This is a genomic window from Mesorhizobium sp. ES1-3 (genome assembly GCF_020164795.1).
GTDB lineage: Bacteria > Pseudomonadota > Alphaproteobacteria > Rhizobiales > Rhizobiaceae > Mesorhizobium.
The window spans coordinates 79,602-100,491 of the sequence record NZ_JAIUGW010000016.1 but is presented as its reverse complement, the minus strand read 5'-3'; the positions used below and the strand labels follow the sequence as shown (position 1 = coordinate 100,491).

General features: G+C 64.4%; 22 protein-coding genes and 1 pseudogene. 10 read left to right on the top strand and 13 right to left on the bottom strand.

The features are described from left to right. Positions 1 to 144 precede the first annotated feature (144 nt). Positions 145 to 675, bottom strand: coding sequence for a protoporphyrinogen oxidase HemJ (gene hemJ / locus LB536_RS21200; RefSeq protein ID WP_140762307.1), 531 nt, complete (start codon positions 673 to 675; stop codon positions 145 to 147). Then, on the bottom strand, positions 675 to 1,706 hold the full coding sequence (gene hemE, locus LB536_RS21195) for a uroporphyrinogen decarboxylase (RefSeq protein ID WP_224596017.1): 1,032 nt from the start codon (positions 1,704 to 1,706) through the stop codon (positions 675 to 677). The genes hemJ and hemE overlap by 1 nt, the downstream gene beginning before the upstream one ends. A gap of 293 nt (positions 1,707 to 1,999) precedes the next feature. Between hemE and LB536_RS21190 the strand changes: the two genes are divergently transcribed. From LB536_RS21190 to dnaQ, 5 genes are all read left to right on the top strand, one after another. Continuing rightward, positions 2,000 to 2,932 (top strand): pyruvate, water dikinase regulatory protein, encoded by a 933-nt coding sequence (locus LB536_RS21190; RefSeq protein WP_411966562.1) that lies wholly within the window; start codon positions 2,000 to 2,002, stop codon positions 2,930 to 2,932. A gap of 243 nt (positions 2,933 to 3,175) precedes the next feature. After that, positions 3,176 to 3,775 (top strand): Maf-like protein, encoded by a 600-nt coding sequence (locus LB536_RS21185; protein WP_140762298.1) that lies wholly within the window; start codon positions 3,176 to 3,178, stop codon positions 3,773 to 3,775. Further along, on the top strand, positions 3,768 to 4,610 hold the full coding sequence (locus LB536_RS21180) for a shikimate dehydrogenase (protein ID WP_224596015.1): 843 nt from the start codon (positions 3,768 to 3,770) through the stop codon (positions 4,608 to 4,610). Before LB536_RS21185 ends, LB536_RS21180 begins: the two co-directional genes overlap by 8 nt. Next, positions 4,607 to 5,200, top strand: a complete 594-nt coding sequence (gene coaE, locus LB536_RS21175) for a dephospho-CoA kinase (protein ID WP_224596014.1) — start codon at positions 4,607 to 4,609, stop codon at positions 5,198 to 5,200. The genes LB536_RS21180 and coaE overlap by 4 nt, the downstream gene beginning before the upstream one ends. A gap of 283 nt (positions 5,201 to 5,483) precedes the next feature. Then, positions 5,484 to 6,212 carry a DNA polymerase III subunit epsilon gene (gene dnaQ, locus LB536_RS21170; protein WP_224596013.1) on the top strand — a complete coding sequence of 243 codons (729 nt, stop codon included), beginning with the start codon at positions 5,484 to 5,486 and terminating at the stop codon, positions 6,210 to 6,212. A gap of 22 nt (positions 6,213 to 6,234) precedes the next feature. Here dnaQ and LB536_RS21165 read toward each other — a convergent pair whose 3' ends face one another. From LB536_RS21165 to LB536_RS21150, 4 genes and pseudogenes are all read right to left on the bottom strand, one after another. Beyond that, on the bottom strand, positions 6,235 to 7,185 hold the full coding sequence (locus LB536_RS21165; RefSeq protein ID WP_224596012.1) for an alpha/beta hydrolase: 951 nt from the start codon (positions 7,183 to 7,185) through the stop codon (positions 6,235 to 6,237). An 18-nt stretch (positions 7,186 to 7,203) separates the two neighbouring features. Then, complete coding sequence (locus LB536_RS21160; RefSeq protein WP_224596009.1) at positions 7,204 to 7,884, bottom strand: isochorismatase family protein; 681 nt, start codon at positions 7,882 to 7,884, stop codon at positions 7,204 to 7,206. A gap of 265 nt (positions 7,885 to 8,149) precedes the next feature. Beyond that, on the bottom strand, positions 8,150 to 9,454 hold the full coding sequence (locus LB536_RS21155; RefSeq protein WP_224596005.1) for a M24 family metallopeptidase: 1,305 nt from the start codon (positions 9,452 to 9,454) through the stop codon (positions 8,150 to 8,152). A gap of 318 nt (positions 9,455 to 9,772) precedes the next feature. Next, positions 9,773 to 9,886 (bottom strand): annotated as a pseudogene (locus LB536_RS21150) (helix-turn-helix domain-containing protein); the annotation flags it as partial. A gap of 99 nt (positions 9,887 to 9,985) precedes the next feature. Here LB536_RS21150 and LB536_RS21145 point away from each other — a divergent pair. Next, positions 9,986 to 10,153 carry a hypothetical protein gene (locus tag LB536_RS21145; RefSeq protein WP_181183080.1) on the top strand — a complete coding sequence of 56 codons (168 nt, stop codon included), beginning with the start codon at positions 9,986 to 9,988 and terminating at the stop codon, positions 10,151 to 10,153. A gap of 22 nt (positions 10,154 to 10,175) precedes the next feature. On the opposite strand, the gene LB536_RS21140 is transcribed toward LB536_RS21145, so the two are convergent. The 4 genes from LB536_RS21140 to LB536_RS21125 form a co-directional block, all read right to left on the bottom strand. Then, positions 10,176 to 11,141 carry a GlxA family transcriptional regulator gene (locus LB536_RS21140; protein ID WP_224596003.1) on the bottom strand — a complete coding sequence of 322 codons (966 nt, stop codon included), beginning with the start codon at positions 11,139 to 11,141 and terminating at the stop codon, positions 10,176 to 10,178. A 280-nt stretch (positions 11,142 to 11,421) separates the two neighbouring features. Beyond that, the gene (locus tag LB536_RS21135) at positions 11,422 to 12,591 is read right to left on the bottom strand and encodes a trans-sulfuration enzyme family protein (RefSeq protein WP_224596000.1); all 1,170 of its coding nucleotides are present in this window, start codon (positions 12,589 to 12,591) and stop codon (positions 11,422 to 11,424) included. After that, complete coding sequence (locus LB536_RS21130) at positions 12,588 to 14,039, bottom strand: pyridoxal-phosphate dependent enzyme (RefSeq protein WP_224595997.1); 1,452 nt, start codon at positions 14,037 to 14,039, stop codon at positions 12,588 to 12,590. The genes LB536_RS21135 and LB536_RS21130 overlap by 4 nt, the downstream gene beginning before the upstream one ends. 962 nt (positions 14,040 to 15,001) lie before the next feature. Then, complete coding sequence (locus LB536_RS21125) at positions 15,002 to 15,187, bottom strand: hypothetical protein (RefSeq protein ID WP_181178733.1); 186 nt, start codon at positions 15,185 to 15,187, stop codon at positions 15,002 to 15,004. Positions 15,188 to 15,496: 309 nt separating this feature from the next. On the opposite strand from LB536_RS21125, the gene LB536_RS21120 reads away from it, so the two are divergent. The 4 genes from LB536_RS21120 to LB536_RS21105 all read left to right on the top strand — a co-directional run bounded on the left by LB536_RS21120 (position 15,497) and on the right by LB536_RS21105 (position 18,818). After that, positions 15,497 to 15,865: a septal ring lytic transglycosylase RlpA family protein gene (locus tag LB536_RS21120; protein WP_140762270.1), complete on the top strand. Its 369-nt coding sequence runs from the start codon at positions 15,497 to 15,499 to the stop codon at positions 15,863 to 15,865. A 292-nt stretch (positions 15,866 to 16,157) separates the two neighbouring features. Beyond that, entirely contained in the window at positions 16,158 to 17,435 is a 1,278-nt protein-coding gene (locus LB536_RS21115) for a polyhydroxyalkanoate depolymerase (protein WP_224595994.1), read from the top strand. Between the two features lie 160 nt (positions 17,436 to 17,595). Then, the gene (locus LB536_RS21110) at positions 17,596 to 18,210 is read left to right on the top strand and encodes a transglutaminase-like cysteine peptidase (RefSeq protein ID WP_224595991.1); all 615 of its coding nucleotides are present in this window, start codon (positions 17,596 to 17,598) and stop codon (positions 18,208 to 18,210) included. Between the two features lie 368 nt (positions 18,211 to 18,578). Further along, a complete protein-coding gene (locus LB536_RS21105; RefSeq protein ID WP_140762260.1) occupies positions 18,579 to 18,818 on the top strand; it encodes a hypothetical protein in 240 nt (79 codons plus the stop codon). A gap of 46 nt (positions 18,819 to 18,864) precedes the next feature. Here LB536_RS21105 and LB536_RS21100 read toward each other — a convergent pair whose 3' ends face one another. The 3 genes from LB536_RS21100 to LB536_RS21090 are packed head-to-tail and all read right to left on the bottom strand — an operon-like array spanning position 18,865 to position 20,886. Continuing rightward, positions 18,865 to 19,233, bottom strand: a complete 369-nt coding sequence (locus LB536_RS21100; protein WP_224595987.1) for a helix-turn-helix domain-containing protein — start codon at positions 19,231 to 19,233, stop codon at positions 18,865 to 18,867. Between the two features lie 25 nt (positions 19,234 to 19,258). Next, the gene (locus tag LB536_RS21095) at positions 19,259 to 19,789 is read right to left on the bottom strand and encodes a Smr/MutS family protein (RefSeq protein WP_224595984.1); all 531 of its coding nucleotides are present in this window, start codon (positions 19,787 to 19,789) and stop codon (positions 19,259 to 19,261) included. Beyond that, on the bottom strand, positions 19,789 to 20,886 hold the full coding sequence (locus LB536_RS21090; protein ID WP_224595981.1) for a murein transglycosylase A: 1,098 nt from the start codon (positions 20,884 to 20,886) through the stop codon (positions 19,789 to 19,791). Before LB536_RS21090 ends, LB536_RS21095 begins: the two co-directional genes overlap by 1 nt. Between the last annotated feature and the right edge of the window lie 4 nt (positions 20,887 to 20,890).

The following is a 20,890-nucleotide window of genomic DNA, read 5'->3' as shown; positions in this document are numbered from 1 at the left end:
TGGGGGAAAAGATCGGCGGGATGCGACAAATGCCGGGCGCGGCCGAAAGCAATGACGGGCGGCGCATGACGGGAAGGAAGACCCGTCTTGTATCGTCGGTCGGCTGAAAGAGCAAGCCGCCTTTTGAGCGGGTCCGATGAAGCCTCAGAACGGCTTCACGACGACCAGAATCACGATTGCGATCATCAGCAATGTGGGGATCTCGTTGACGATCCGCCAGTGCCTTGCCGGTTTTTCGTTGCGGTCCTCGGCGAATTTGCGCACAGCGGCGGCCAGATAGCCGTGAACGCCAGACAAAATCAGCACCAGGCCGATCTTGGCATGCAGCCAGCCGCCCTGGAACGCAAAGACCTTCCAGGCCAGCCACAGCCCGAACACCCAGGTGAGGATCATCGCCGGATTGATGATGCCGCGCAGCAGACGCCGCTCCATCACCTTGAACGTCTCGGATTGAACGGAACCCTTCTCCGCGTCGGCGTGATAGACAAGCAGCCGCGGCAGATAAAGCATGCCGGCCATCCAGGAGATGACGGCGAGGATATGGATCGCCTTTGCCCAGGGATAGAAGCTTTCCGGTGCGAAGAAGAACAAAAGCGCGGTGAGAACGATCAGGACAGCGATGCCGACGACCATCCGCTTCATCGCCTGCCCGGTGCTGTTGCCTGTGTCAATCATCAACGTGCCGCGCTCCGAACCTGTTTCACCATCGCCTCGACATGCGCCACCGGCGTCTCGGGCGTGATGCCATGGCCGAGATTGAAGATCAGCGGCCCGTCCCCCAACGCCCCGAGGATCGCTCCGACGCCGTCGGCCAGCGCCTGGCCGCCGGCGACCAGCCGCAACGGATCGAGATTGCCCTGGACGGCACCTTGCCTCTGCAAGGCCTTCGCTGTCTCGAGCGGCACCGTCCAGTCGATGCCGAGCCCGGTCACGCCGGTCTTCTCGCGATAGCTCTGGTAGCGGGCTCCGGCGCCCTTGGGAAAACCGATGATCGGCACGTCGGGATGGACAGCCTGAACTTGTCTGACGATCTCGGCCACCGGCTCGACGCAGAACTGTTCGAACGAGGCATCGTCGAGCACGCCCGACCAGGAATCGAAAATCTGCACGACATCCGCGCCGGCCTCGATCTGGCGGATCAGGTAGGAAGCCGAATGATCGGCGAGCACTTTCAGCAACCGTCGAAACGCCGCCGGCTCGCGGTAGGCGAACAGCCGCGCCGGCGCCTGGTCCGGCGTACCGTGGCCGGCGATCATATAGGTCGCCACCGTCCATGGCGCGCCGCAGAAGCCGATCAGCGTCGTCTCGTCGGGCAGTTTCGCCCGCAGCCGGCGAAGCGTCTCGTAGACCGGTTCGAGATTCACGTGAAACATCTCGCTTCCCAGCGCCGCGATTTCCGCCGTCGAAATCGGCGTCAGCAGCGGCCCACGTCCTTCCTCGAAGCGAACGTCGCGGCCAAGCGCATGAGGAACGACAAGGATGTCCGAGAACACGATCGAAGCGTCGAAGCCGAAGCGCTCGATCGGCTGCAGCGTCACTTCGACGGCAAGGTCGGGGTCGTAGCAGAGATCGAGGAACGAACCGGCGCGTCTTCGCGTCTCACGATATTCCGGCAGATAGCGCCCGGCCTGGCGCATCATCCAGAGCGGAGGAGGAAACACCGTCTTGCCCTTCAGGACATCCAGCATGATCCGTCTTGCAGGCATCGAGCGCTCGCCTCTCCCGGCTTCCTCTTAATCAAATATCTTATTTTAAAAGAGTCTTCTGATTCTAAGAGTCTGTTGGTTGTGGTGGTTGTCACCTGTCCCGCTTTGGCCGCCAAAACGCCAGCAAGCATATTGTCGCGCACTCCCGATCGCGGTTTGCAGGGTTGTGGGGACAATCAGGAATCTGTCACTGGAGTCAATGCGCTAGATCAATCGCCTTCGAGCCCTGCCCTGTGGACGAGCGAAAGGCAAAGCGCTTCGTCCACGGACTTGTCCCCAGCGGTACGGCCAAGCTGACAGCACATCGAATTGTGGACAAACCGGCATCTGATACAGTCGCCTTCGGCCGGCACGACCGCCTGTCCGACCTTATCCACATCCGCCCACAGCCCCAGGTGACCCCTGTGAACAAACCCCAGAGCTTCTTCCACCTGCACCTGATTTCCGACGCCACGGGGGAAACGCTGCTCGCCGCCGGCCGCGCCGCCTCGGCGCAATACAAGGATGCGCGCGCCATCGAGCACATCTACCCGCTCATCCGGACCGAAAAACAGATAGCCAAGGTGTTCGAGGACATTGAGGAGGAGCCGGGCATCATCCTCTACACAGTGGTCGACCAGAAGCTGGCGCGCGGCATCGACGAACGCTGCGCGGCCATGGGCCTGCCCTGCGTGTCCGTGCTGGAGCCCGTGCTGACCGTCTTCCAGTCCTATCTCGGGACGCCGGCCGGCCGCCGCGTCGGCGCCCAGCATGTTCTCGACGCCGAATATTTCCGGCGCATCGATGCGCTCAATTTCACCATGGACCATGACGACGGCCAGCTGCCGGCCAACATGGATGACGCCGATGTCGTGCTGATCGGCATTTCACGCACCTCGAAGACGCCGACCAGCATCTATCTCGCCAACCGCGGCATCAAGACCGCCAACATCCCGATCGTGCTCGGCGTGCCGGTGCCCGAAAGCCTGCTCAGCGCCAGGACGCCGCTGATCGTCGGGCTGATCGCCACCGCCGAGCGCATCTCGCATGTCCGCCAGAACCGCATCCTCGGCAATTCGAGCACCTACGTGCCGACCGACTATGTCGACCGCGCCGCCATCAACGAGGAACTCGCCTACGCCCGCCAGATCTGCACCCGCCATGGCTGGCCGATGATCGACGTCAGCCGCCGCTCCATCGAGGAGACGGCCGCGGCCATCGTTGCCCTCAGGGGGAAGACGCGCTAGGGCAGACGAGAGAAGTGAGCATCCCGTCACGCACCCCTCATCCGACCTCGCTTCGCGAGGCCACCTTCTCCCACAAGGGGAGAAGGAAGAACGCGGCGCCATCGTCCCCGCAAATACTGCTAGGCGGCGATTTGCAGCGGCGCCCGCGCAGGACTTCCCTTCTCCCCTTGTGGGAGAAGGTGGCCGAGCGCAGCTCGGACGGATGAGGGGTGCGTGACGGAACACCAACCCCGGTGAATCATCATGACAGAAAAAATCATCCTCGCTTCAGGCAGCCCGTTCCGCAAGGCGATGCTGGTCGACGCCGGCGTCGACATCGAGGCCGTTCCCGCGACGCTAGACGAGCGCGCGCTTGAAGCGCCGTTGCAGGACAGCGGCGCCTCGCCCGAGGACGTCGCCTTGGTGCTCGCCGAAGCCAAGGCCACCGAAGTCAGCGAGCGCCGGCCCGGCGCGCTGGTGCTCGGCTGCGACCAGACGCTGTCGCTCGGCGACGAAGTGTTCCACAAGCCGGCCGACATGGAAGGCGCGCGTCGCCATCTCCTGGCGCTGTCGGGCAAGACCCATCAGCTCAACAGCGCCGCCGTGCTGGTGCGCGACGGCAATGTATTGTGGCGCCATGTCGGCATCGCCTCGATGACCATGCGCAAGCTCGACCCTGCCTTCATCGGCCGGCATCTCGCCCGCGTCGGCGCCAGGGCGCTGGCCAGCGTCGGCGCCTATCAGGTCGAGGGCGAAGGCATTCAGCTGTTCGAGAAAATCGAAGGCGACCATTTCACCATTGTCGGCCTGCCGCTGCTGCCATTGCTGGCGGAACTCCGTACCCTGGGAGCCATCGATGGCTGAGACGATGAAGAAGGCCTTCGTCACCGGCCATCCGATAAAACATTCGCGCTCGCCGATGATCCACGGCCACTGGCTGGCCAAGCACGGCATCGACGGCAGCTACGAGGCGATCGACGTGGCGCCGCGGGACTTCGCCGATTTCCTGGCGAGCATGCAGGCCAATGGCTATCGCGGCGGCAACGTCACCATCCCGCACAAGGAGGCAGCCTTTGCCGGGGTCGCGTGCCGCGATGATGCAGCGGACCAGATCGGCGCCGTCAACACGCTGTGGCTCGAGGACGGCACTTTGTGGGGCGGCAACACGGACGGCCACGGCTTTGCCGCCAATCTCGACGATTACGCTCCGGGCTGGGCGTCCAATGGCCCGGCAGTGGTGCTGGGTGCCGGCGGCGCCTCCCGCGCCGTCATCCATGCGCTGAAGGAGCGCGGCCTCGGCGACATCCGCATCGTCAACCGCACGCTCGCCCGGGCGATCGAATTGCGCGACCGCTTTGGCGCCGGCGTCTCGGCGCACCAAATGGCCGCGACCGCCGAATTGCTGCGCGACGCCGGCCTGCTGGTCAATACCACCGCTGTGGGCATGCAGGGCAATGAGGGCCTGCCCGCCGATCCCGCGCTGCTGCCCGACAACGCCATCGTCAACGACATCGTCTATGTGCCGCTCGAAACCCCCCTGCTCGCCGCCGCTCGGGCACGGGGACTGAAGACGGTCGACGGGCTCGGCATGCTGCTCAACCAGGCGGTGCCCGGCTTCGAACGCTGGTTCGGCGTCAGGCCGAAGGTTACGGCTGAGCTCCGCGCGCTCATCGTTGCCGATCTGGTGCCCAAATCATGATCGTGCTCGGCCTCACCGGCTCGATCGGCATGGGCAAGTCGACTACGGCCAAGATGTTCGCCGAGGCCGGCGTGCCGGTGCATGATTCCGACGAGGCGGTGCACCGCCTCTATGCCGGCAAGGCGGCCCCCCTGGTCGAGGCCGCCTTTCCCGGCACTGCCGTTGGTGGAAGCGTCGACCGCGCAAAACTCGGCGCCCGTGTCCTCGGCGATACGGCAGCCCTGAAAAAGCTCGAGGCCATCATCCATCCGCTGGTCCGTGCCGATGCCGACGCCTTCCTGGCCAGGCATCGTAACGCCGGCGAATCGATCGCGGTCCTCGACATCCCGCTGCTGTTCGAAACCGGCGGCCGTGGGCGGGTCGACAAGGTCGTCGTCGTCACCGCGCCGGCCGAAGTCCAGCGCCAGCGCGTGCTGGCACGGCCAGGCATGAGCGAGGAAAAACTGGCGTCGATCCTGGCCAAGCAAGTGCCGGATGCCGAAAAGCGCCGGCGGGCCGATTTCGTCATCGACACCGGTGAGGGGATGGACGCCGCACGCGCCGCGGTTGCAGCGATTATTGCCGAACTGGCGGGCAAGCCGGGAAACTGACGCTATCGGAGGCCATCGCACACCGGCAATGCCGATCGTCCAGATTGCTGTCGGCGCCGCCCCTCATCTGCCTACCGGCATCTTCTCCCCGTATAGGGACGGGGAGAAGGACGACTTCGCGAAGGGTTTCGCCAATCTCCTGCGTTGTAAGGGGAGCACCGAGGCTGCCGCCGGCAGGGCGATGAGGGGCAGCGCAAACTTGTGTGATTGTCCTAGCCAGCACGGTTGCCCATTGCCATTTTGTTCCGGTCTGACGATTCTGCTCCCAGGAGCACCTGATTCGATGCGTGAGATCATTTTCGATACGGAAACCACCGGGCTCGATTCGCGCGATGACCGCGTGATCGAGCTTGGCGGCGTCGAGCTGGTCAATCGTTTTCCGACCGGCAGGACCTTCCATCACTATATCAACCCGCAAGGCCGCGCGATCCACGCCGAGGCGCAGTCCGTGCACGGCATCAGCGCGGCCGATCTCGCGGGAAAACCGAGCTTCGCCGAAATCGCCGAGGAATGGCTGAAATTCACGGAAGGCGCCAAGCTGGTCGCCCACAACGCCACGTTCGATATCGGCTTCCTCAACGTCGAATTCGGCCGGCTCGGTCACCCGCCGGTCGATAACGGGCTTGTCGTCGACACGCTGGCCCTGGCGCGCCGCAAGCACCCGATGGGTCCCAATTCGCTCGACGCGCTGTGCCGGCGCTACGGCATCGACAATACGAAGCGCACCAAGCACGGCGCCCTGCTCGATTCCGAGTTGCTGGCCGAGGTCTATATCGAACTGATCGGCGGCAAGCAGGCCGCACTGATCCTCGACAGCGCCACCGCGCCATCGCTGGGCGGCGACAATGTCCGTCAGATCGAGATCATCGTCGCCGAACGCCCGGCGCCGCTCGTGCCGCGTCTGACCGAAGGGGAGCGCGCGGCGCACGCCGCCATGGTCGCTACGCTCGGCGAAAAGGCGCTGTGGCTGAAAGCCTCCCCACAGGAAGTAGCCCAGGCGCTATCCTCATAAAAGCCGTCCGTGAAAAACGGCCTCAGTACGGCCACTCCCCCCGGCCCAGCGCGGCGACCGCCGCGATGATGCGCGCAAAGGCTTCCGCCGCGGCTAGTACGGTCGTGCGGGCGCGCAGGAAACTGTGCACGAGACGGGGTTCCTCGTGCCACCAGGCCTTGCCACCGCCTTCCAGGATGCGGTCGCGATAGGCCTCGCCGTCCGACGACAGCGGGTCGCACTCGGCCGTGACGATCACCGTTGGCGGCAGGCCTGAAAAATCGGTATCGCGCAACGGCGAGAAGGTCGGATCGTCGGGCGATTGCCGCCTGATCGAGCGAACGTCGCGGTAGAAGGCGACATCGCCTGTCGACAGCAGCGGCGCGTCAGCGTGTTCGACATACGAGCCCATCGCCTCGTTGCCGCCGAGACCGGGATAGATCAGCACCTGGCCGATCGCGGCGCGCGGATGGTGACGCGTGGCCTGTGCCACCGCCGCCGCCAGATTGCCGCCCGCGCTTTCGCCGCAGAGCACGAGCGGCAGGTCGATGCTTGCGGCCGCCCATTCGAAAGCGGCCAGCGCATCGTCGAAGGCGGCGGGGTGGAGATGCTCCGGCGCCAGCCGGTAGTCGACCGACAGCACGTCGAAGCCGGTGCCGGCGCAGATTTCGGCGCAGATGTCGTCATGGCTTTCGAGACCGCCGAGGATGAAGCCGCCGCCATGGAAATAGAGCACTGCCGCACGCGGCGCCGCGCCGGCGAGCCGGTAGCGGCGGACCGGGATGTCATGCCTCGAAGCGGCGACCAGGCTGTCGCTGGCCTTGACCCCGGGCGGGCGGCCCTGGTGGAAGGCCCGGCACATCCTGGCATAGACCGCGCGCTGCTTGTCGACCGGCAGGCCGGCAATCTCGGGCGGGTACCAGGCGTTGACGCTGTCGATATAGGCCCAGAGCGCCGGGTCGAGCCAGGACCCATATTTGCCGCGGCTGGTCATCTCGGTCCTGCGGGCACGTCAAAGCTCGGCATAGAGGCGGGCGGCGTTTTCAAAGCTGAAGCGCAGGGGTACCGAGCCTTCGACCTGCCAGGCGGCGACGGCCTCGCCGGCCAGCAGCCGGCAGGCGCTGTCGGTGTCGGTGACGGCGCCGCCATAGAGCCGGTTGGCGAGGTTGAGGATGGCGGTTTGGTGCATGGCCGCACTGCCGCTGCCGCAGGCGTCCTTGACCAGAAGTACGCGAAAGCCCATCGTCACCGCGTCCTTTACGGTGGCGTCGATGCAGGCCTCGGTCCACACGCCCGATATAACCAGCCATTCGATGCCGGAAGCCTTGAGCCGGTGGCCCGCCGGCCCGGAGCGGAAGGCGCTGGCCTCCGCCTTGATCAGCAGCGCCTCGCCATCTGCCGGCGCCACCTCGTGGCAGATTTCGGTCAGCGGGTCGCTCTTGTCGGAAAAGGCCGACTTGCCGTCTTCGCCTGTGGGATGAAAGGGCCGGACCTGGCTGTCGAGATCGACGATATAGGCCCAGTGATGAAGCGGCACATGGTTCTGCCGCGCCGTGGCCTGCAGGCGCTGGACGTTGGCGAGGATCTTTTCGTAGCCCTCAACGAGGTAGCGTGGGTCCTGCCGGTGCTCTTCCTGCAGGTCGATGAAGATGGCGGCCACCGTGCCGCGCTTGATGGAGATGGGGGCTTTCATGTGGATGGGCCTTCGCCCCAAGATATTTCCAAATGCTGGAGGGGCAGCGCCCCCCTCTGCCCTGCCGGGCATCTCCCCCTCGAGGGGGGAGATTGGCGGTTGCGAATGCTTTCGCCAATCACCAGCGTTGCAGGAAAAAGCGCTGCAAGCGAAGCTGCCGATCTCCCCCCTAGAGGGGGAGATGTCCGGCAGGACAGAGGGGGGTGCCACGGAATAAGGCGCTCGTTCTTCAAATGCGACACGTCGCTGAGGTGAGCAACCAGCATCAAACCTCTTTCTCCAGAAACGCGTCCTCATAGGGGAAGCGCGACAGAAGCTCGGTGCCGGTCTCGGTGATCAGGATCTCGTCCTCCAGCTTGACGCCCTCGCGGCCGCCCTTCTCGCCGATATAGCTTTCCACGCTCACCACCATGCCTGGCACGATATGGCCGTCGCGGCCATAGGTCTCGTAATCCATGGCATGCGCGATGAACGGTGTCTCGCCATGCATGCCGACGCCGTGCATGACCGAGGTGTAGCGCTGGTCGACGAAACGGTCCGGGATTTTCCACGCCTTCTCGGCGATCTCGCGGAAAGCCATGCCGGGTTTGACGATCGAAATATTGTGCTGAACCTGGTCGTGCGCCATGCGGTAGAGCGACTTCTGGTAAGGGGTCGGCTTGCCCGGCCCGCAGCGGAAGGTGCGGGAAAAATCCGAATAATAACCGTAGCAGCCGATCGTGTCGGTATCGAGCGCCAGCAATTCTCCAGGCCTGATCTTGCGGCCGCTGGCCTCGTTGAACCACGGATTGGTGCGCTGGCCCGAGGTGAGCAACCGGGTCTCGATGAACTCGCCGCCTTGGCGGATGACCTCGCCATACATGATGGCGAACAGCTCGTTTTCGGATACGCCGGGCTTGATCGCCTCACGCACCGCATAGACCGCCGCCTCGGCGCCGGCCATCGACACCTGCAGGCACTTCACCTCCTCAGGCGTCTTCACCGCGCGCACCGCGAGGATCTCGCCCTGGCAATCGCGAACCTCGCAGCCGCGTTTCTCCAGCGCCAGGGCTTGCAAATGGCTGCAGCGGTCGAGCCCGAGCTTCATCGAGCCGGCGCCATGCTTCTTCAGCAGTTCGGCGATCTCGTCGGCGAACGGCCCGGCGGTTTCGTCGTCACGGCCCGACACGGAAGACCAGACGAGCTTGGAAGGACGCGCCTCGTCGATCGTGTCGAGCACCATCGAGACATGGTAGCTCTGCGGATATTCGAACAGCACGATCGGCCCGTCGGTCGGAATGAAGATATAGCGGGTCGAATTGCGCAGGAAATAGCCGAACATGTTGCGCGAGCCGGTGGCGTAGCGCTGGTTGTAGGGATCGAACAGCACGACGCCGCCGTACCCCGCCTCGCGCATCCAGCCGCGCAGTTTCGCCAGCCGGCCTTTTCGGAGCGCGTCGGCATCGATGAAGGATGGCTCCGTGTCCGACAGCCACATGCCGCCGGCCGGATCAGCGGCGGCCGGGTGGCGCACGCGGTCCTTGAAATCGACGTCCTCGGTGCTGTCGGGGTCGAATACGACGATGCTCATGGGTGCTAGGCCTTGGGTGGGTGAAAGGCTTGACCATGGCCCAGGAGGCGCGGAGGGATTGTGCGGAAAACCGCATAGGTCGTGCGAAATACCGCTGGAGATACGGAACGCTGGCGGGACAGCACCCCCCTCTGGCCTGCCGGCCATCTCCCCCTCAAGTGGGGAGATTGGCAGCTTCGCCAACCTCGCCTTCTTGTTCAACGGTGGAGCATTGGCGAAAACCGCGATAACATCCAATCTCCCCCCTTGAGGGGGAGATGTCCGGCAGGACAGAGGGGGGCGCTGTCCCGCCGACCTCTCACCGCATCGGCGCGCCCCCTAATGCCTCCTCGCCATCTTCGGCGCATGCCCATGCTCCTCGCGAAAAGCCCTGGCAAAACTCGACATCGAGGCAAAGCCGCAGGCCAGCGCCACGTCGCATACGGCAAGCGTCTTTGCGGAACCTCCCAACCGCGTTATTCTGGCCGGGCAATGGAGCACCGGCACGTCAGGTCACGTGCTGGCGAACTTGAAAAGGAGAATCAAGTTCCCATGAGCAGACAAGTAGCCATTGCGCTTTACGTGGTGGCGATGGTGGTGGTTATAGTCGGTATGGATTTCCTGTTCTTCAGAGGTCAATTCTGGGGGCGGCTGGCTGCAAATATTGGGATTGTTTTTATGTTCATGGCTTTCTACCTGCTATTCCTTCGTCGCGGTTGAAACGGCCGCCCGCTGACTGCGCCTAATGCCTCCGCGCCATCTTCGGCGCATGCCCGTGCTCTTCCCGAAAAGCCCGGGCAAAGCTCGACATCGAGGCAAACCCACAAGCCAGCGCCACGTCGCGCACGGCGAGCGTCGAGTGTGCCAGCAGATCGGCGGCGCGCTTCAGCCTGAGCCGCCGGTAATAGCCGTTCGGCGAGATGGCGAGTTCGGAGCGGAAGGAGCGTTCGAGCTTGTCGGAGGAAACGCCAAGCTTCGCCGTCAGCTCGGCCATGCCGAGCCGTTCCTCCACCGCATCCTCCATGATGGCGATGGCCGATAGCACCAGCTCGTTCTGGACGCCGGTGCGCAGGCGCAAGGGCATCAGCTTGCGGTCGACGCTCGATCGCAATTGACTGTGCACGAACCATTCGGCGACACCGGCGGCAAGCTCGGCGCCGTAGTCGCGGGTGATGATCTCCAGCATCATGTCGAGGCTGCCGACGCCGCCGGCCGAAGTGAAGCGCTTGCGGTCGATGACATAGAGGTCGCGCCGCAACTCGATGTTCGGGAAGGCCTCGGTGAAGGCCGCCTGGCTGGTCCAATGCAAGGTGCAGGCATGGCCGTCGAGCAGGCCCGCGCGCGCCAGGAAGAACGCCGCGTCCGCCACCGCGCCGACATGGGCGCCGCCGCGCAGGCTGCGGCGGATCCAGCTCGCCGCGTCCTCGGCGACGAGGTGATCGGCGTCGCCGCCCGAGCAGACCACGATGCGGTCGACCTTGGGCGCCGCCTCGGCGTAAAACCCTGGCTGGATGACGACGCCGTTGGAAGCCTCGACCGTCCCTTCCGTCGCCCCGACGATGATCCAGCGGTAGCATTCCCGCTTCGCCAGTATGTTGGCGGCGCGCAGCGGCTCGATGACCGAGCTGAACGCCATCATCGGAAAGCCGGGGAACACGAGCACCGCGAAGGTGAGGGGTGCGTTTGTGGGTGGTTCGCGCGTGGCCATGGGCGCTACATCTCGGGCGAATGGCGCCTGGGGTCAATTGCCTATCCAGAACCTTGGCGCCGCCCCTCATTGCCCTGCCGGGCATTTCTCCCCGTCTAGAGACGGGGAGAAAGGGCGGGCCGCAATGTCGGCGCTTGTTCTGCGACGTTGGCGATTGGCGAAACCGCCGAGGACAGCGCCCCTCTCCCCGTCCCTATACGGGGAGAGGATGCCGGCAGGCAGGTGAGGGGCGGCGCTGACACCCGATAGGTATCGGCATAAGCCGCCCAGAGCGCTCGTGTCAGTCCCCCAGCGCCTGATCCAGGTCCGCGATCAGGTCATCGCCGTCCTCGATGCCCGCCGACAGCCGCACCAGCGAATCCGATATGCCGATCTCTTCCCGCTTCCCGGCGGGAATGGAGCCATGCGTCATCAGCGCCGGGTGCTCGATCAGGCTCTCCACCCCGCCGAGGCTCTCGGCCAGCGTGAACAGCCGCGTGCGTTCGAGGAAGCGTTTCGTGCCGGCAAGGTCGCGATCCAGCACGGCGGATATCATGCCGCCGAAAGCATGCATCTGCTGGACGGCTATTGCATGCTGCGGATGGCTGGCGAGGCCGGGATAGATGACGCGGCGCACGTCCCTGCGGGTTTCCAGCCACTGCGCGATTTTCAGCCCGTTGGTGGAATGGCGTTCCATCCTGAGCGCCAGGGTCTTCAAACCGCGCAGCGCCAGGAAACTGTCGAACGGACCCGATATGGCGCCGATGGCATTCTGCAGGAATTTCAGCCGGTCGGCGAGATCCTTGTTGTCGCCGACCACGGCCACCCCGCCGACCATGTCGGAATGGCCGTTCAGATATTTGGTCGTCGAGTGGACGACGATGTCGATGCCGAGCTCCAGCGGCCGCTGGATGTAGGGGCTGCAGAAAGTGTTGTCAGCGACAGTCAGTATGCCCTTGCGCCTGGCGAGCGCCGCGACACCTTCGAGGTCGACGATGCGCAGCAGCGGATTGGTCGGCGTCTCGACCCACAGCATCTTGGTCTCCGGCCGGATCGCCGCCTCGACCGCCGCAAGGTCGGTGAAATCGACGAAGCTCACCTGCAGGTTGGCCGAGCGCTTGCGCACCCGCTCCATAAGCCGGAACGAGCCGCCATAGATGTCGTCGGTGGCGACGATATGGGCGCCGGAATCGAGCAGTTCCAGCACCGTGGCGATCGATGCCAGGCCGGAAGCAAAGGCGAAGGCTGCCGAGCCGCTCTCCAGGTCCGCCACCGCGCGCTCGAAGGCGAAGCGCGTCGGGTTCTGGCTGCGGGCATATTCGAAGCCCTTGTGCACGCCGGGCGACTGCTGGCCATAGGTCGAGGTGGCGTAGATCGGCACCATCACGGCACCCGTCAGCGGGTCGTGGCTTTGGCCGCCATGGATGGTCCGGGTGGAGAAGGCCAGACGGTTCTTGCCGGATGTGGTCATTTTGCGCGGCGCCTCAGATGGTTGATCAGGTCGATGCGGGTAATCAGGCCGACGAACTCGTCGCCGTCGAAGACGATGGCGACCTCGTTGCGGTCGAACACCGGCAGCAGCACGTCCAGCGTCTGGCTGGCCTGCAGCGTGTGCAGGTTGGAGGTCATCGCCGTGCGCACCGGGCCGCTGAAGCGCTCCCAGCGCCCGTCATAGGGTCCGTCGACATGGGCAAGAATATCGCTTTCGTCGACAATGCCGACCAGCTTGCCATTGTCGAGCACCGGCAATTGCGAGACATCGGAGCGGCGCATGCGGCCATAAGCGTTGAGCAGGCTTTCATCCGGCCCGACATAGACCGTGTCGCCGGTGCGGTGCGTGCGCATGACGAGGTCGCGCAGGTCGCCATGCTGTTCGTGTTCGGCCAGCCCCTGCTCGGCCAGCCAGAAATCGTCGAACACTTTCGACAGGTACTTGTTGCCGCTGTCGCAGACGAAGGTGACGACGCGCTTGGGCGTCGTCTGTTCGCGGCAATAGCGCAGGGCCGTCGACAGCAGCGTGCCGGAGGAAGAACCGGCCAGGATGCCTTCGCGTGACAGGAGATCACGCACGGCCAGCATGCTCTGCTTGTCGGTGATGGAATAGGCTTTCCTGACCAGCGACAGATCGGCGTTGGGCGGCACGAAATCCTCGCCGATGCCTTCCACGGTCCAGCTTCCCGCCTCTTCCATCTTGCCGGTCTTGATCAGCGGCGCCAGCACCGAGCCGACCGGATCGGCCAGCACCATCTCCGTCTTCGGCGACGCCTTGGCGAAAAAGCGGCCAAGTCCGGTCAGCGTGCCGCCCGAGCCGACGCCGACCACCACCGCGTCGACATCACCGTCAAGCTGCGAGAAAATCTCCGGGCCGGTCGTCGTCTCATGCGCCTGCGGGTTGGCCGGGTTGGCGAACTGGTTGGCATAGAAGGCGCCGGGCAGTTCGGCGGCAATCTTCTCCGCCATGTCCTGGTAATACTCGGCATGACCCTTGCCGACATCGGAGCGCGTCATGTGCACTTCGGCGCCCAGCGCGCGCAGATGCTGGATTTTCTCGCGCGACATCTTGTCTGGCACGACCAGGATGATGCGGTAACCCTTGGGGATGCCGACCTGGGCGAGGCCAAGGCCGGTATTGCCGGCGGTCGCCTCGACGATGGTGCCGCCGGCCTTGAGCCTGCCGTCCTTCTCCGCCGCCGCGATCATCGATAGCGCGATACGGTCCTTGATCGAGCCGCCCGGGTTCTGGCTTTCGAGCTTGATGAACAGCCGGCATTTTCCCGTGTCGAACCTGGTCAGCTCGACGATGGGCGTCTGGCCGATCAGATCGAGCACCGAGGCATAGGGTTTACGCAGGCGGGACGTTGCGGTGTCCGATGGGGCGCCGTCGGCACCGTCGGCTATGGCTTTTCTGCGCTCGCTCATGTCGGAGCCTCCATGGATCAACCTAGCGTCTTTTCCAGCCGATCGCTGTTGGAAAGAAGATAGATCGTGCCAATCCGGCGGCCAGACGGGGAATGAAATTCCAGCGGCGGTTGCCACAGAACGGTCGACCCGGATTCGATCCCTATGCCGAGTTCCGTCACACCCTCCCGCTCTGTCCTGCCGGACATCTCCCCGCAAGGGGGAGATCGGCATCACCCTGGCCTTCGCTATTCTTCGACCGTTGAAGGGAGAGCACAGTCAGCGAAGCTGCCAATCTCCCCACCCGTGGGGGAGATGCCCGGCAGGCCAGAGGGGGGCGTCGTAAAGTGCTGACCTCACCGGCGAAACGCTATCCTCCGGCTGGCAGCGGGAGGGACTTCAGTCTTAGTTGAGTAGCAGCTAATATATATGTAGCTTGGTCATGCGGGGGACGATCCCAAATCGAAGCCTAACCCGCAATGGCCGGTGCGACCCGCTTTCAACCCAAGCATCCCCCGCACCGGCCATTCTTTTCCCGGGGTAGCCCATGGCCGGTTCGAAGCCGCAACCTGGGTGCACGATCTCGCCACTGGGAGAGAACGGGTGATCGATGCGCCGAACCAGAATGGCTCCTCGTGCCGACCGAGATGCACGTAGACACGGTCGAGAATGAGAACGCTTTTGCAACGGGCCTGCGTCAAGCCACGTATATATCAATTGACTAAAGTACGGAACGTCCAATGGACAAGTACGGAACGTTTGAAGGCCCCTCGGACCAAGGCCTACCGGTGCGCAAGACTTTAGTCCCGCCGTCTTATAGTTGAGAACGGAAGTTGTTCGGCCACGCGCCGCCCCCCCGATAAATACCAGACTGCACTCAGGCGAACATGGTGCGATCGCGGAAGTCGCTTTCGGGCGAACACAGGTCCGCCAAATACAAGATCGCCGCCGGAAGTGCGTCGCGACAAGGGGCCAAGCGCGGCTTACCCGCGCGAACGGTTTGCCCACACCAGCCCGGCCAGGCCGACCAGCATGGCGGCGAGGCCGATATAGAGCCATTGCGACTGGCCGGTCATGAAGCTGCCGCCGACCACGCCGATGCCTTGCAGCGACCACAGCGCACCAATGGCCAGCACAATCAAGGCCAGCAGATTTTTGATCAGTCTCATTGTCGAATCCCGCTTTTCAAGTCGATCGATTTCGACGCTATCGCCGTGATGAAAGAGCCGAAGGAAGTGGCCAGATCGTGCAGACTTCTATTTGAAGATCAATGCGTAATCTTGTCATAAAAATCCTTCGTGCCGATCAAAACATAATCAGAAACCGGTCCTGGAGCGCCAAAAAGTCTCTGACAGACTGTTACCCGGTGACTCCAAACGTGTGATCTCGCCATGGAACCGCCAGATCACTGCCGCATTTCGTGCCTTATTCTCCTCCTAACGGCTGGGGTCTGTCAAAAACGGAGCCATCCCCCAAGTATGAAGACCCCAAAACAGACCGCGCTTGTCGCGGTAACGATCGTTGCTGGCCTGATGGTCGGCGCCTCCGCAACTTCGGCAACCGCCGCCGCCGGCCAGTGTGGCCGCGCTTCCTGGTACGCGCTGCACTCGAGGACCGCATCGGGTGAGCGTATGAACCCCTCGGCGCTGACCGCCGCCCACCGCACGCTGCCTTTCGGCACCAAATTGCGGGTCACCAACAAGAACAACGGCCGCAGCGTCGTCGTGCGCATCAACGATCGTGGTCCCTTCATCAAGGGCCGCGTGCTCGACTTGTCGAAAGGCGCCGCAGGCCAGCTCGGCTTCATCGGCTCCGGTCAGACGTCCGTCTGCATGACGCGCGTTTGACCTGACCGTCTCTTAATGATCTCTCCCGGACCGTGGATCAGCGGAGCAAAGCGGGAAGTTTTCGGGATCATGGCCAGGTGTCCGGCGCCGAGACCTGACACATATCCTACACATTTCGGCACCGCACATTGAGCCGGCTGTGCCGTCCGGGGCCGATTTTCAAGGCTTTGGGCGAAAAGAAGCATTCGTCACGCCACGTGACGTATTGCATCGCAGCAATTAGTTGTTAACCTCCCCGCGAGACATCTAGGGCTCGGCGCTGCTCGTCGTCCCTTCGGGCGCGGGGTAACGTATGTTCTACCAGCTCTACGAAATGAACCATGCTGCCTTGCAGCCGGCGCGGCTCTATGCCGACGCGGTCCGATTTCTCTACTCCAATCCGCTCAACCCGGTTTCGCATACGCACTGGGGCCGATCGATCGCGGCGGGCGCCGAACTGTTCGAGCGCACCACGCGCCGCTACGGCAAGCCGCAATTCGGCCTGGCCAAGACGGTGGTCGACTGGAACAGCGTCGCGGTCACCGAAAAGACCGTCTGGTCGAAGCCGTTCTGCAATCTCGTCCGGTTCGAGCGCGCCGTTCCAGCCGGGCGCAAGGCCGACCCGAAGCTTTTGATCGTGGCGCCGATGTCGGGCCATTACGCCACGCTGCTGCGCGGCACGGTCGAGGCGATGCTGCCCCATGCCGATGTCCACATCACCGACTGGGTCGACGCCCGCATGGTGCCGCTGGCCGACGGCAGCTTCGATCTCGACGATTATATCGACTACATCATCGACATGCTGCACACGCTGGGTCCGGACACGCATGTGATGGCCGTGTGCCAGCCTTCCGTGCCGGTGCTTGCGGCCGTGGCGCTGATGGAGGCGAAGGGCGACCCCTTCGTCCCTTCGACGATGACCCTGATGGGCGGGCCGATCGACACCCGCCGCAACCCTACCGCCGTCAATCTGCTCGCCGAGGAAAAGGGCATCGACTGGTTCCGCGACAATGTCGTGATGCGCGCGCCCTGGCCGGTGCCGGGCTTCGGCCGCGAGGTCTATCCCGGCTTCCTGCAGCTGTCGGGCTTCATGAGCATGAACCTCGACCGCCACATCATCGCCCACAAGGAATTCTTCATGCACCTTGTGAAGGACGATGGCGACAATGCCGAAAAGCACCGCGACTTCTATGACGAGTATCTGGCGGTGATGGACCTGACGGCGGAATTCTACCTGCAGACCGTCGACACGGTCTTCGTGCGCCATGCCCTGCCCAAGGGCGAGATGACGCATCGTGGCGCCAGGATCGATCCGTCCGTTATCCGCAACGTCGCCCTGTTCACGGTCGAGGGCGAGAACGACGACATATCGGGCCTTGGCCAGACCAGGGCGGCGCAGGACCTGTGCGTCAACATCCCCGCCGACAGAAAGGCGCATTACGTACAGCCGGCGGTCGGCCATTACGGCGTCTTCAACGGTTCACGCTTCCGCTCCGAGATCGTGCCGCGCATCGTCGACTTCATCGCCAGCTATGGCCGCCAGAACCGGGTGGCGGTGAAGCCGAAGCTGGTCCGCACCGCCAAGCGGTAGGGAGTTTGGAAACGGAACCGGCCGCGGGTCCGATTCCGTTGCACGAGCGCCGCTTTCCCTCCCGGCGGGTAACCATGCCGCCAATCAACTCGATGTCTTTAATTGACACGGAGTGTAAATCGCCCTTAACGTTTCGTTAACAACAGGGTGAGCGGGGACAATGAATTCCTCAACCATGCGAAGGCTGCGCGTATGCGCGGCAGCCGGGCTGGCGTTAACGGGAGGCTGGATGGCACCGGCCTGGGCGTCGGGCGCCATGGCGACCGGGGGCCTCACCTCGCAGCCGATCGGCCACTACGATTTCTGCAAGCAGCATCCGGGCGAATGCTCGATCCGCCCGGCCAACCTGGCGCCGGCCACCCTGACCGACGGGTTGATGCGCAAGCTGGTCGACGTCACCGCCAGGGTCAACGCCGCCGTCAAGCCGATGAGCGACATGGACATATACGGCAAGGACGAGGTCTGGGCCTATCCCGACAAGGGCGTCGGCGACTGCGAGGACTACGTGCTGGAGAAGCGGCGCCAGCTGTCCCGCATGGGCATCTCGCTCGCCGATCTCTTGATAACCGTCGTGCGCAAGCCCGACGGTGAGGGCCACGCCGTACTGACGGTGCGCACCGACGGCGGCGACTATGTGCTCGACAATTTGACCGACAAGGTCAAACCCTGGGACGAGACCGGTTACCGCTTCCTCAAGCGCCAGGCGATCGACAACACCGGCCGCTGGGTCTCGATCCGCGGCGGCCAGCAGGTCCTGGTCGGCTCGGTGCAGTAGCAAAGAGCGCCGCGGTTCGAACCGCGGCAGCTTTCGTGCCGCAAGTGTCTTCCCGCTTATCCTGGCGAAGGTCGGCGCCGCCCCTCATTGCCCTGCCGGGCATTTCTCCCCGTATAGTGACGGGGAGAAAGACGCCGTCATCAACGATTTCGCCAGTTGTTAGCGGTGCAAGAAGCATGGCGAATTTGCCCCTTCTCCCCGTTCTACGGGGAGAAGATGCCGGCAGGCAGATGAGGGGCGGCGTCGACATTGCCGATCGCGCGTCTCGCATCGCTATCCCGCAAATCTTTCATCCTCCGTGAACCATTTCCGTTCGCCCGGCGACACACAGCCGTGGACGATAGAAACCCAAATCATGGAGACTTCAAATGACTGCTTTTCTGCGAAATACCCTTCTCGCCGCCGCCGCCGCTTCGGCCCTGACCGGATCTGCTCTGGCCGGCCAGACCATCCCAAGCTGCGCCAATACCAATCTCAACGACCTGTGGAGCGGCCGTTGTTGCAGCGCTGGCGCATCGGACTGTCTGGGCGGCGGCAACGGTGGCCGTGACCATCAGGGCAATGGCGGCCGGGGAAACAATGGCGGCAGCACGGCCGGCAAGAATTGATCCCGCCACGGCTGCCCGCTGGCTGCTCGCCGCCGGGCGCTGTCTTCTAGGATCGCCGGCCCAATGCCGCGCGGATCGAGGCGGTGATGCGCACAAGCGCGGCCTCATCCAGCTTCTCGATGTTTTCGGCCAGAAGATTGGCGAGTTCGGTGGCGGCGGGGGTAAGACCCGACGTGTCCAGCTTGACGCGCGGGTGCGAGGCCTCGGCCAGCCGCGCCAGCTCCTCGGCATCGTCCCAGATGATGTTGAAATAGCCGATGATCTTCTGGATCAGCGTCCAGGTCGGTGCGCCGCGCCTGCCATGCTCGAGCGCCGACAGATAAGCGGCGCTGACACCGATCGCCGCCGCCATATCCTTCTGGCTGACGCCGCGCTCGGCCCTCAGCGCGCGCAGCTTCTCGCCGAACGGGGTCATGCGCCCGGTCTCCCGGCTCTACGCCTCACGAGCGCACCCGCCGCAGCCTGATGTAGAGCGCGCCCGAGCCGCCATGGTTGCGGGCGGCATGGTCGTGACTGGAGACCAGCGGCCGGAACGCCGGCGTCGACAGCCAAGCGGGCACGGCACGCCGCAAGACGCCGTCGCCGCCCGAGGACGACCCCTTGCCGGTGATGACCAGTACATAGCGGACGCCGCCGGCATGCGCCCGGTGCAGGAACGAGAACAGCAGCGAATAGGCCTCGTCCTGCGTCATGCCGTGCAGGTCGACGCGGCCCTCGATCGGCAGCCGGCCTTTTTGCAACTTGTCCAGCGTCGGCTCGTCGAGCCGGTGCGTGACATGCTGGACCTTCGGCTTTGCCGCGCCAGCCAGGCCGGCGGCGGGCTGAGCCGGTTGGGCCGGCGTCGGCCTGGCATCGACGGCCAGGTCTGGAATGTCGACGGCGGCGCGGCCCTTGAGCGGCTTGGCGGTGCGCGCCACCAGGTTCCACAGCACCCGGTCATCCTCGCTGAGCTTGTCCGGGCGCTTGCTCATCATGCGCCCCCGGCCAGCGCGCGTGGCACCAGCGCGTAGAAATCGGCCGCGTTGCGCACCACGCCGGCGATCTCGCCGGCGGCGTCGCCCGAGCCGGCGAACAGATCGCCGCGCGCCGGTCCGGTGATGGCCGAGCCGGTGTCCTGCGCGATCATCAGCCGCCGGAACGGTCTTTTGTCGAAGGCGGTGAGCGTCGGCGCGTCGATATGAAAAGGCGTGCTGAATGTGTGCAGCAGCCGGTCGACGGCCATCGAGCGGCCCGGTGTCAGCGGCACCTTGGCGGCCGCGATCGGCCCCAGCGCCGCGTCATCCACCGCGGCCTCGCGGAAGAAGATGTAGGAACGGTTCTGCCATAGGATCTCGTCGATACGCTCCGGATGCGCCTTGAGCCAGGCGCGGATCGACTGCATCGTCACTTCCGAGAGCGGGATTTCCCCCAGCTCGCTCAAGGTTTTGCCAGGCCCGATAAAGCGCTGGCCGGATTTGGCTGCGTAGGTGACGCGGCAAAGCCGCCCGTCCGTCATGGCGAGCCGAGCCGCGCCTTGCACATGGATGAAGAAGGCATCGACCTTGTCGGCCAGCCAGGCAATCTCCAGCCCCTGGCCGGCGAGCGCGCCGCGCTCGATGGCGCCACGGTCGGGATATTCGGCCAGCCCGTCCGATGTCCGGCGCGCGAAGGCGAGGTAAGGATCCATTCCGGCGGGCCGGTTGGCGTCGTCGACATCGACGAGGTCGGCCGGACGCGACAGCAGCGGTACGGCAAAATGCTCGGTCCGCACCGGCGAGGCCTCGACTTGCGGCTCGTAGAAGCCGGTGACGAGCCCGGCGCCGGTCTCCGGCCGGACCAGCATGGGGACAAAATGGCGCTCGAAGAAGGCGCGGGCCTGCGGCCGGCTGGCGGCAGGGGCTGCTCGCGCGTGCGCATAGGCCTCGGCAAAGGCGCCGAAATCGACACCCAGCGCACCGCTGCGATAGGGTTTTACCAGCACATGGAAGGCGGAGCGGGCAAAGGCCTCGAAGGCCGGCAGATGGTCGTCGTCACCCCAACCGGGCAGGTCGCCGAAGGATCTTTCAACAAGGAGAGGCGACAGCGACACCGGA

Bases quoted from the DNA above. Each gene is read 5' to 3' on its own strand.
- LB536_RS21130 (WP_224595997.1), bottom strand. From the start codon at position 14,039: ATGAGCGAGCGCAGAAAAGCCATAGCCGACGGTGCCGACGGCGCCCCA.
- LB536_RS21095 (WP_224595984.1), bottom strand. From the start codon at position 19,789: ATGAGCAAGCGCCCGGACAAGCTCAGCGAGGATGACCGGGTGCTGTGG.
- LB536_RS21135 (WP_224596000.1), bottom strand. From the start codon at position 12,591: ATGACCACATCCGGCAAGAACCGTCTGGCCTTCTCCACCCGGACCATC.
- LB536_RS21105 (WP_140762260.1), top strand. From the start codon at position 18,579: ATGACTGCTTTTCTGCGAAATACCCTTCTCGCCGCCGCCGCCGCTTCG.
- LB536_RS21165 (WP_224596012.1), bottom strand. From the start codon at position 7,185: ATGACCAGCCGCGGCAAATATGGGTCCTGGCTCGACCCGGCGCTCTGG.
- coaE (WP_224596014.1), top strand. From the start codon at position 4,607: ATGATCGTGCTCGGCCTCACCGGCTCGATCGGCATGGGCAAGTCGACT.
- LB536_RS21155 (WP_224596005.1), bottom strand. From the start codon at position 9,454: ATGAGCATCGTCGTATTCGACCCCGACAGCACCGAGGACGTCGATTTC.
- LB536_RS21110 (WP_224595991.1), top strand. From the start codon at position 17,596: ATGAATTCCTCAACCATGCGAAGGCTGCGCGTATGCGCGGCAGCCGGG.
- LB536_RS21120 (WP_140762270.1), top strand. From the start codon at position 15,497: ATGAAGACCCCAAAACAGACCGCGCTTGTCGCGGTAACGATCGTTGCT.
- LB536_RS21180 (WP_224596015.1), top strand. From the start codon at position 3,768: ATGGCTGAGACGATGAAGAAGGCCTTCGTCACCGGCCATCCGATAAAA.
- hemJ (WP_140762307.1), bottom strand. From the start codon at position 675: ATGATTGACACAGGCAACAGCACCGGGCAGGCGATGAAGCGGATGGTC.
- LB536_RS21145 (WP_181183080.1), top strand. From the start codon at position 9,986: ATGAGCAGACAAGTAGCCATTGCGCTTTACGTGGTGGCGATGGTGGTG.
- LB536_RS21140 (WP_224596003.1), bottom strand. From the start codon at position 11,141: ATGGCCACGCGCGAACCACCCACAAACGCACCCCTCACCTTCGCGGTG.
- LB536_RS21185 (WP_140762298.1), top strand. From the start codon at position 3,176: ATGACAGAAAAAATCATCCTCGCTTCAGGCAGCCCGTTCCGCAAGGCG.
- hemE (WP_224596017.1), bottom strand. From the start codon at position 1,706: ATGCCTGCAAGACGGATCATGCTGGATGTCCTGAAGGGCAAGACGGTG.
- LB536_RS21125 (WP_181178733.1), bottom strand. From the start codon at position 15,187: ATGAGACTGATCAAAAATCTGCTGGCCTTGATTGTGCTGGCCATTGGT.
- LB536_RS21100 (WP_224595987.1), bottom strand. From the start codon at position 19,233: ATGACCCCGTTCGGCGAGAAGCTGCGCGCGCTGAGGGCCGAGCGCGGC.
- LB536_RS21160 (WP_224596009.1), bottom strand. From the start codon at position 7,884: ATGAAAGCCCCCATCTCCATCAAGCGCGGCACGGTGGCCGCCATCTTC.
- dnaQ (WP_224596013.1), top strand. From the start codon at position 5,484: ATGCGTGAGATCATTTTCGATACGGAAACCACCGGGCTCGATTCGCGC.
- LB536_RS21115 (WP_224595994.1), top strand. From the start codon at position 16,158: ATGTTCTACCAGCTCTACGAAATGAACCATGCTGCCTTGCAGCCGGCG.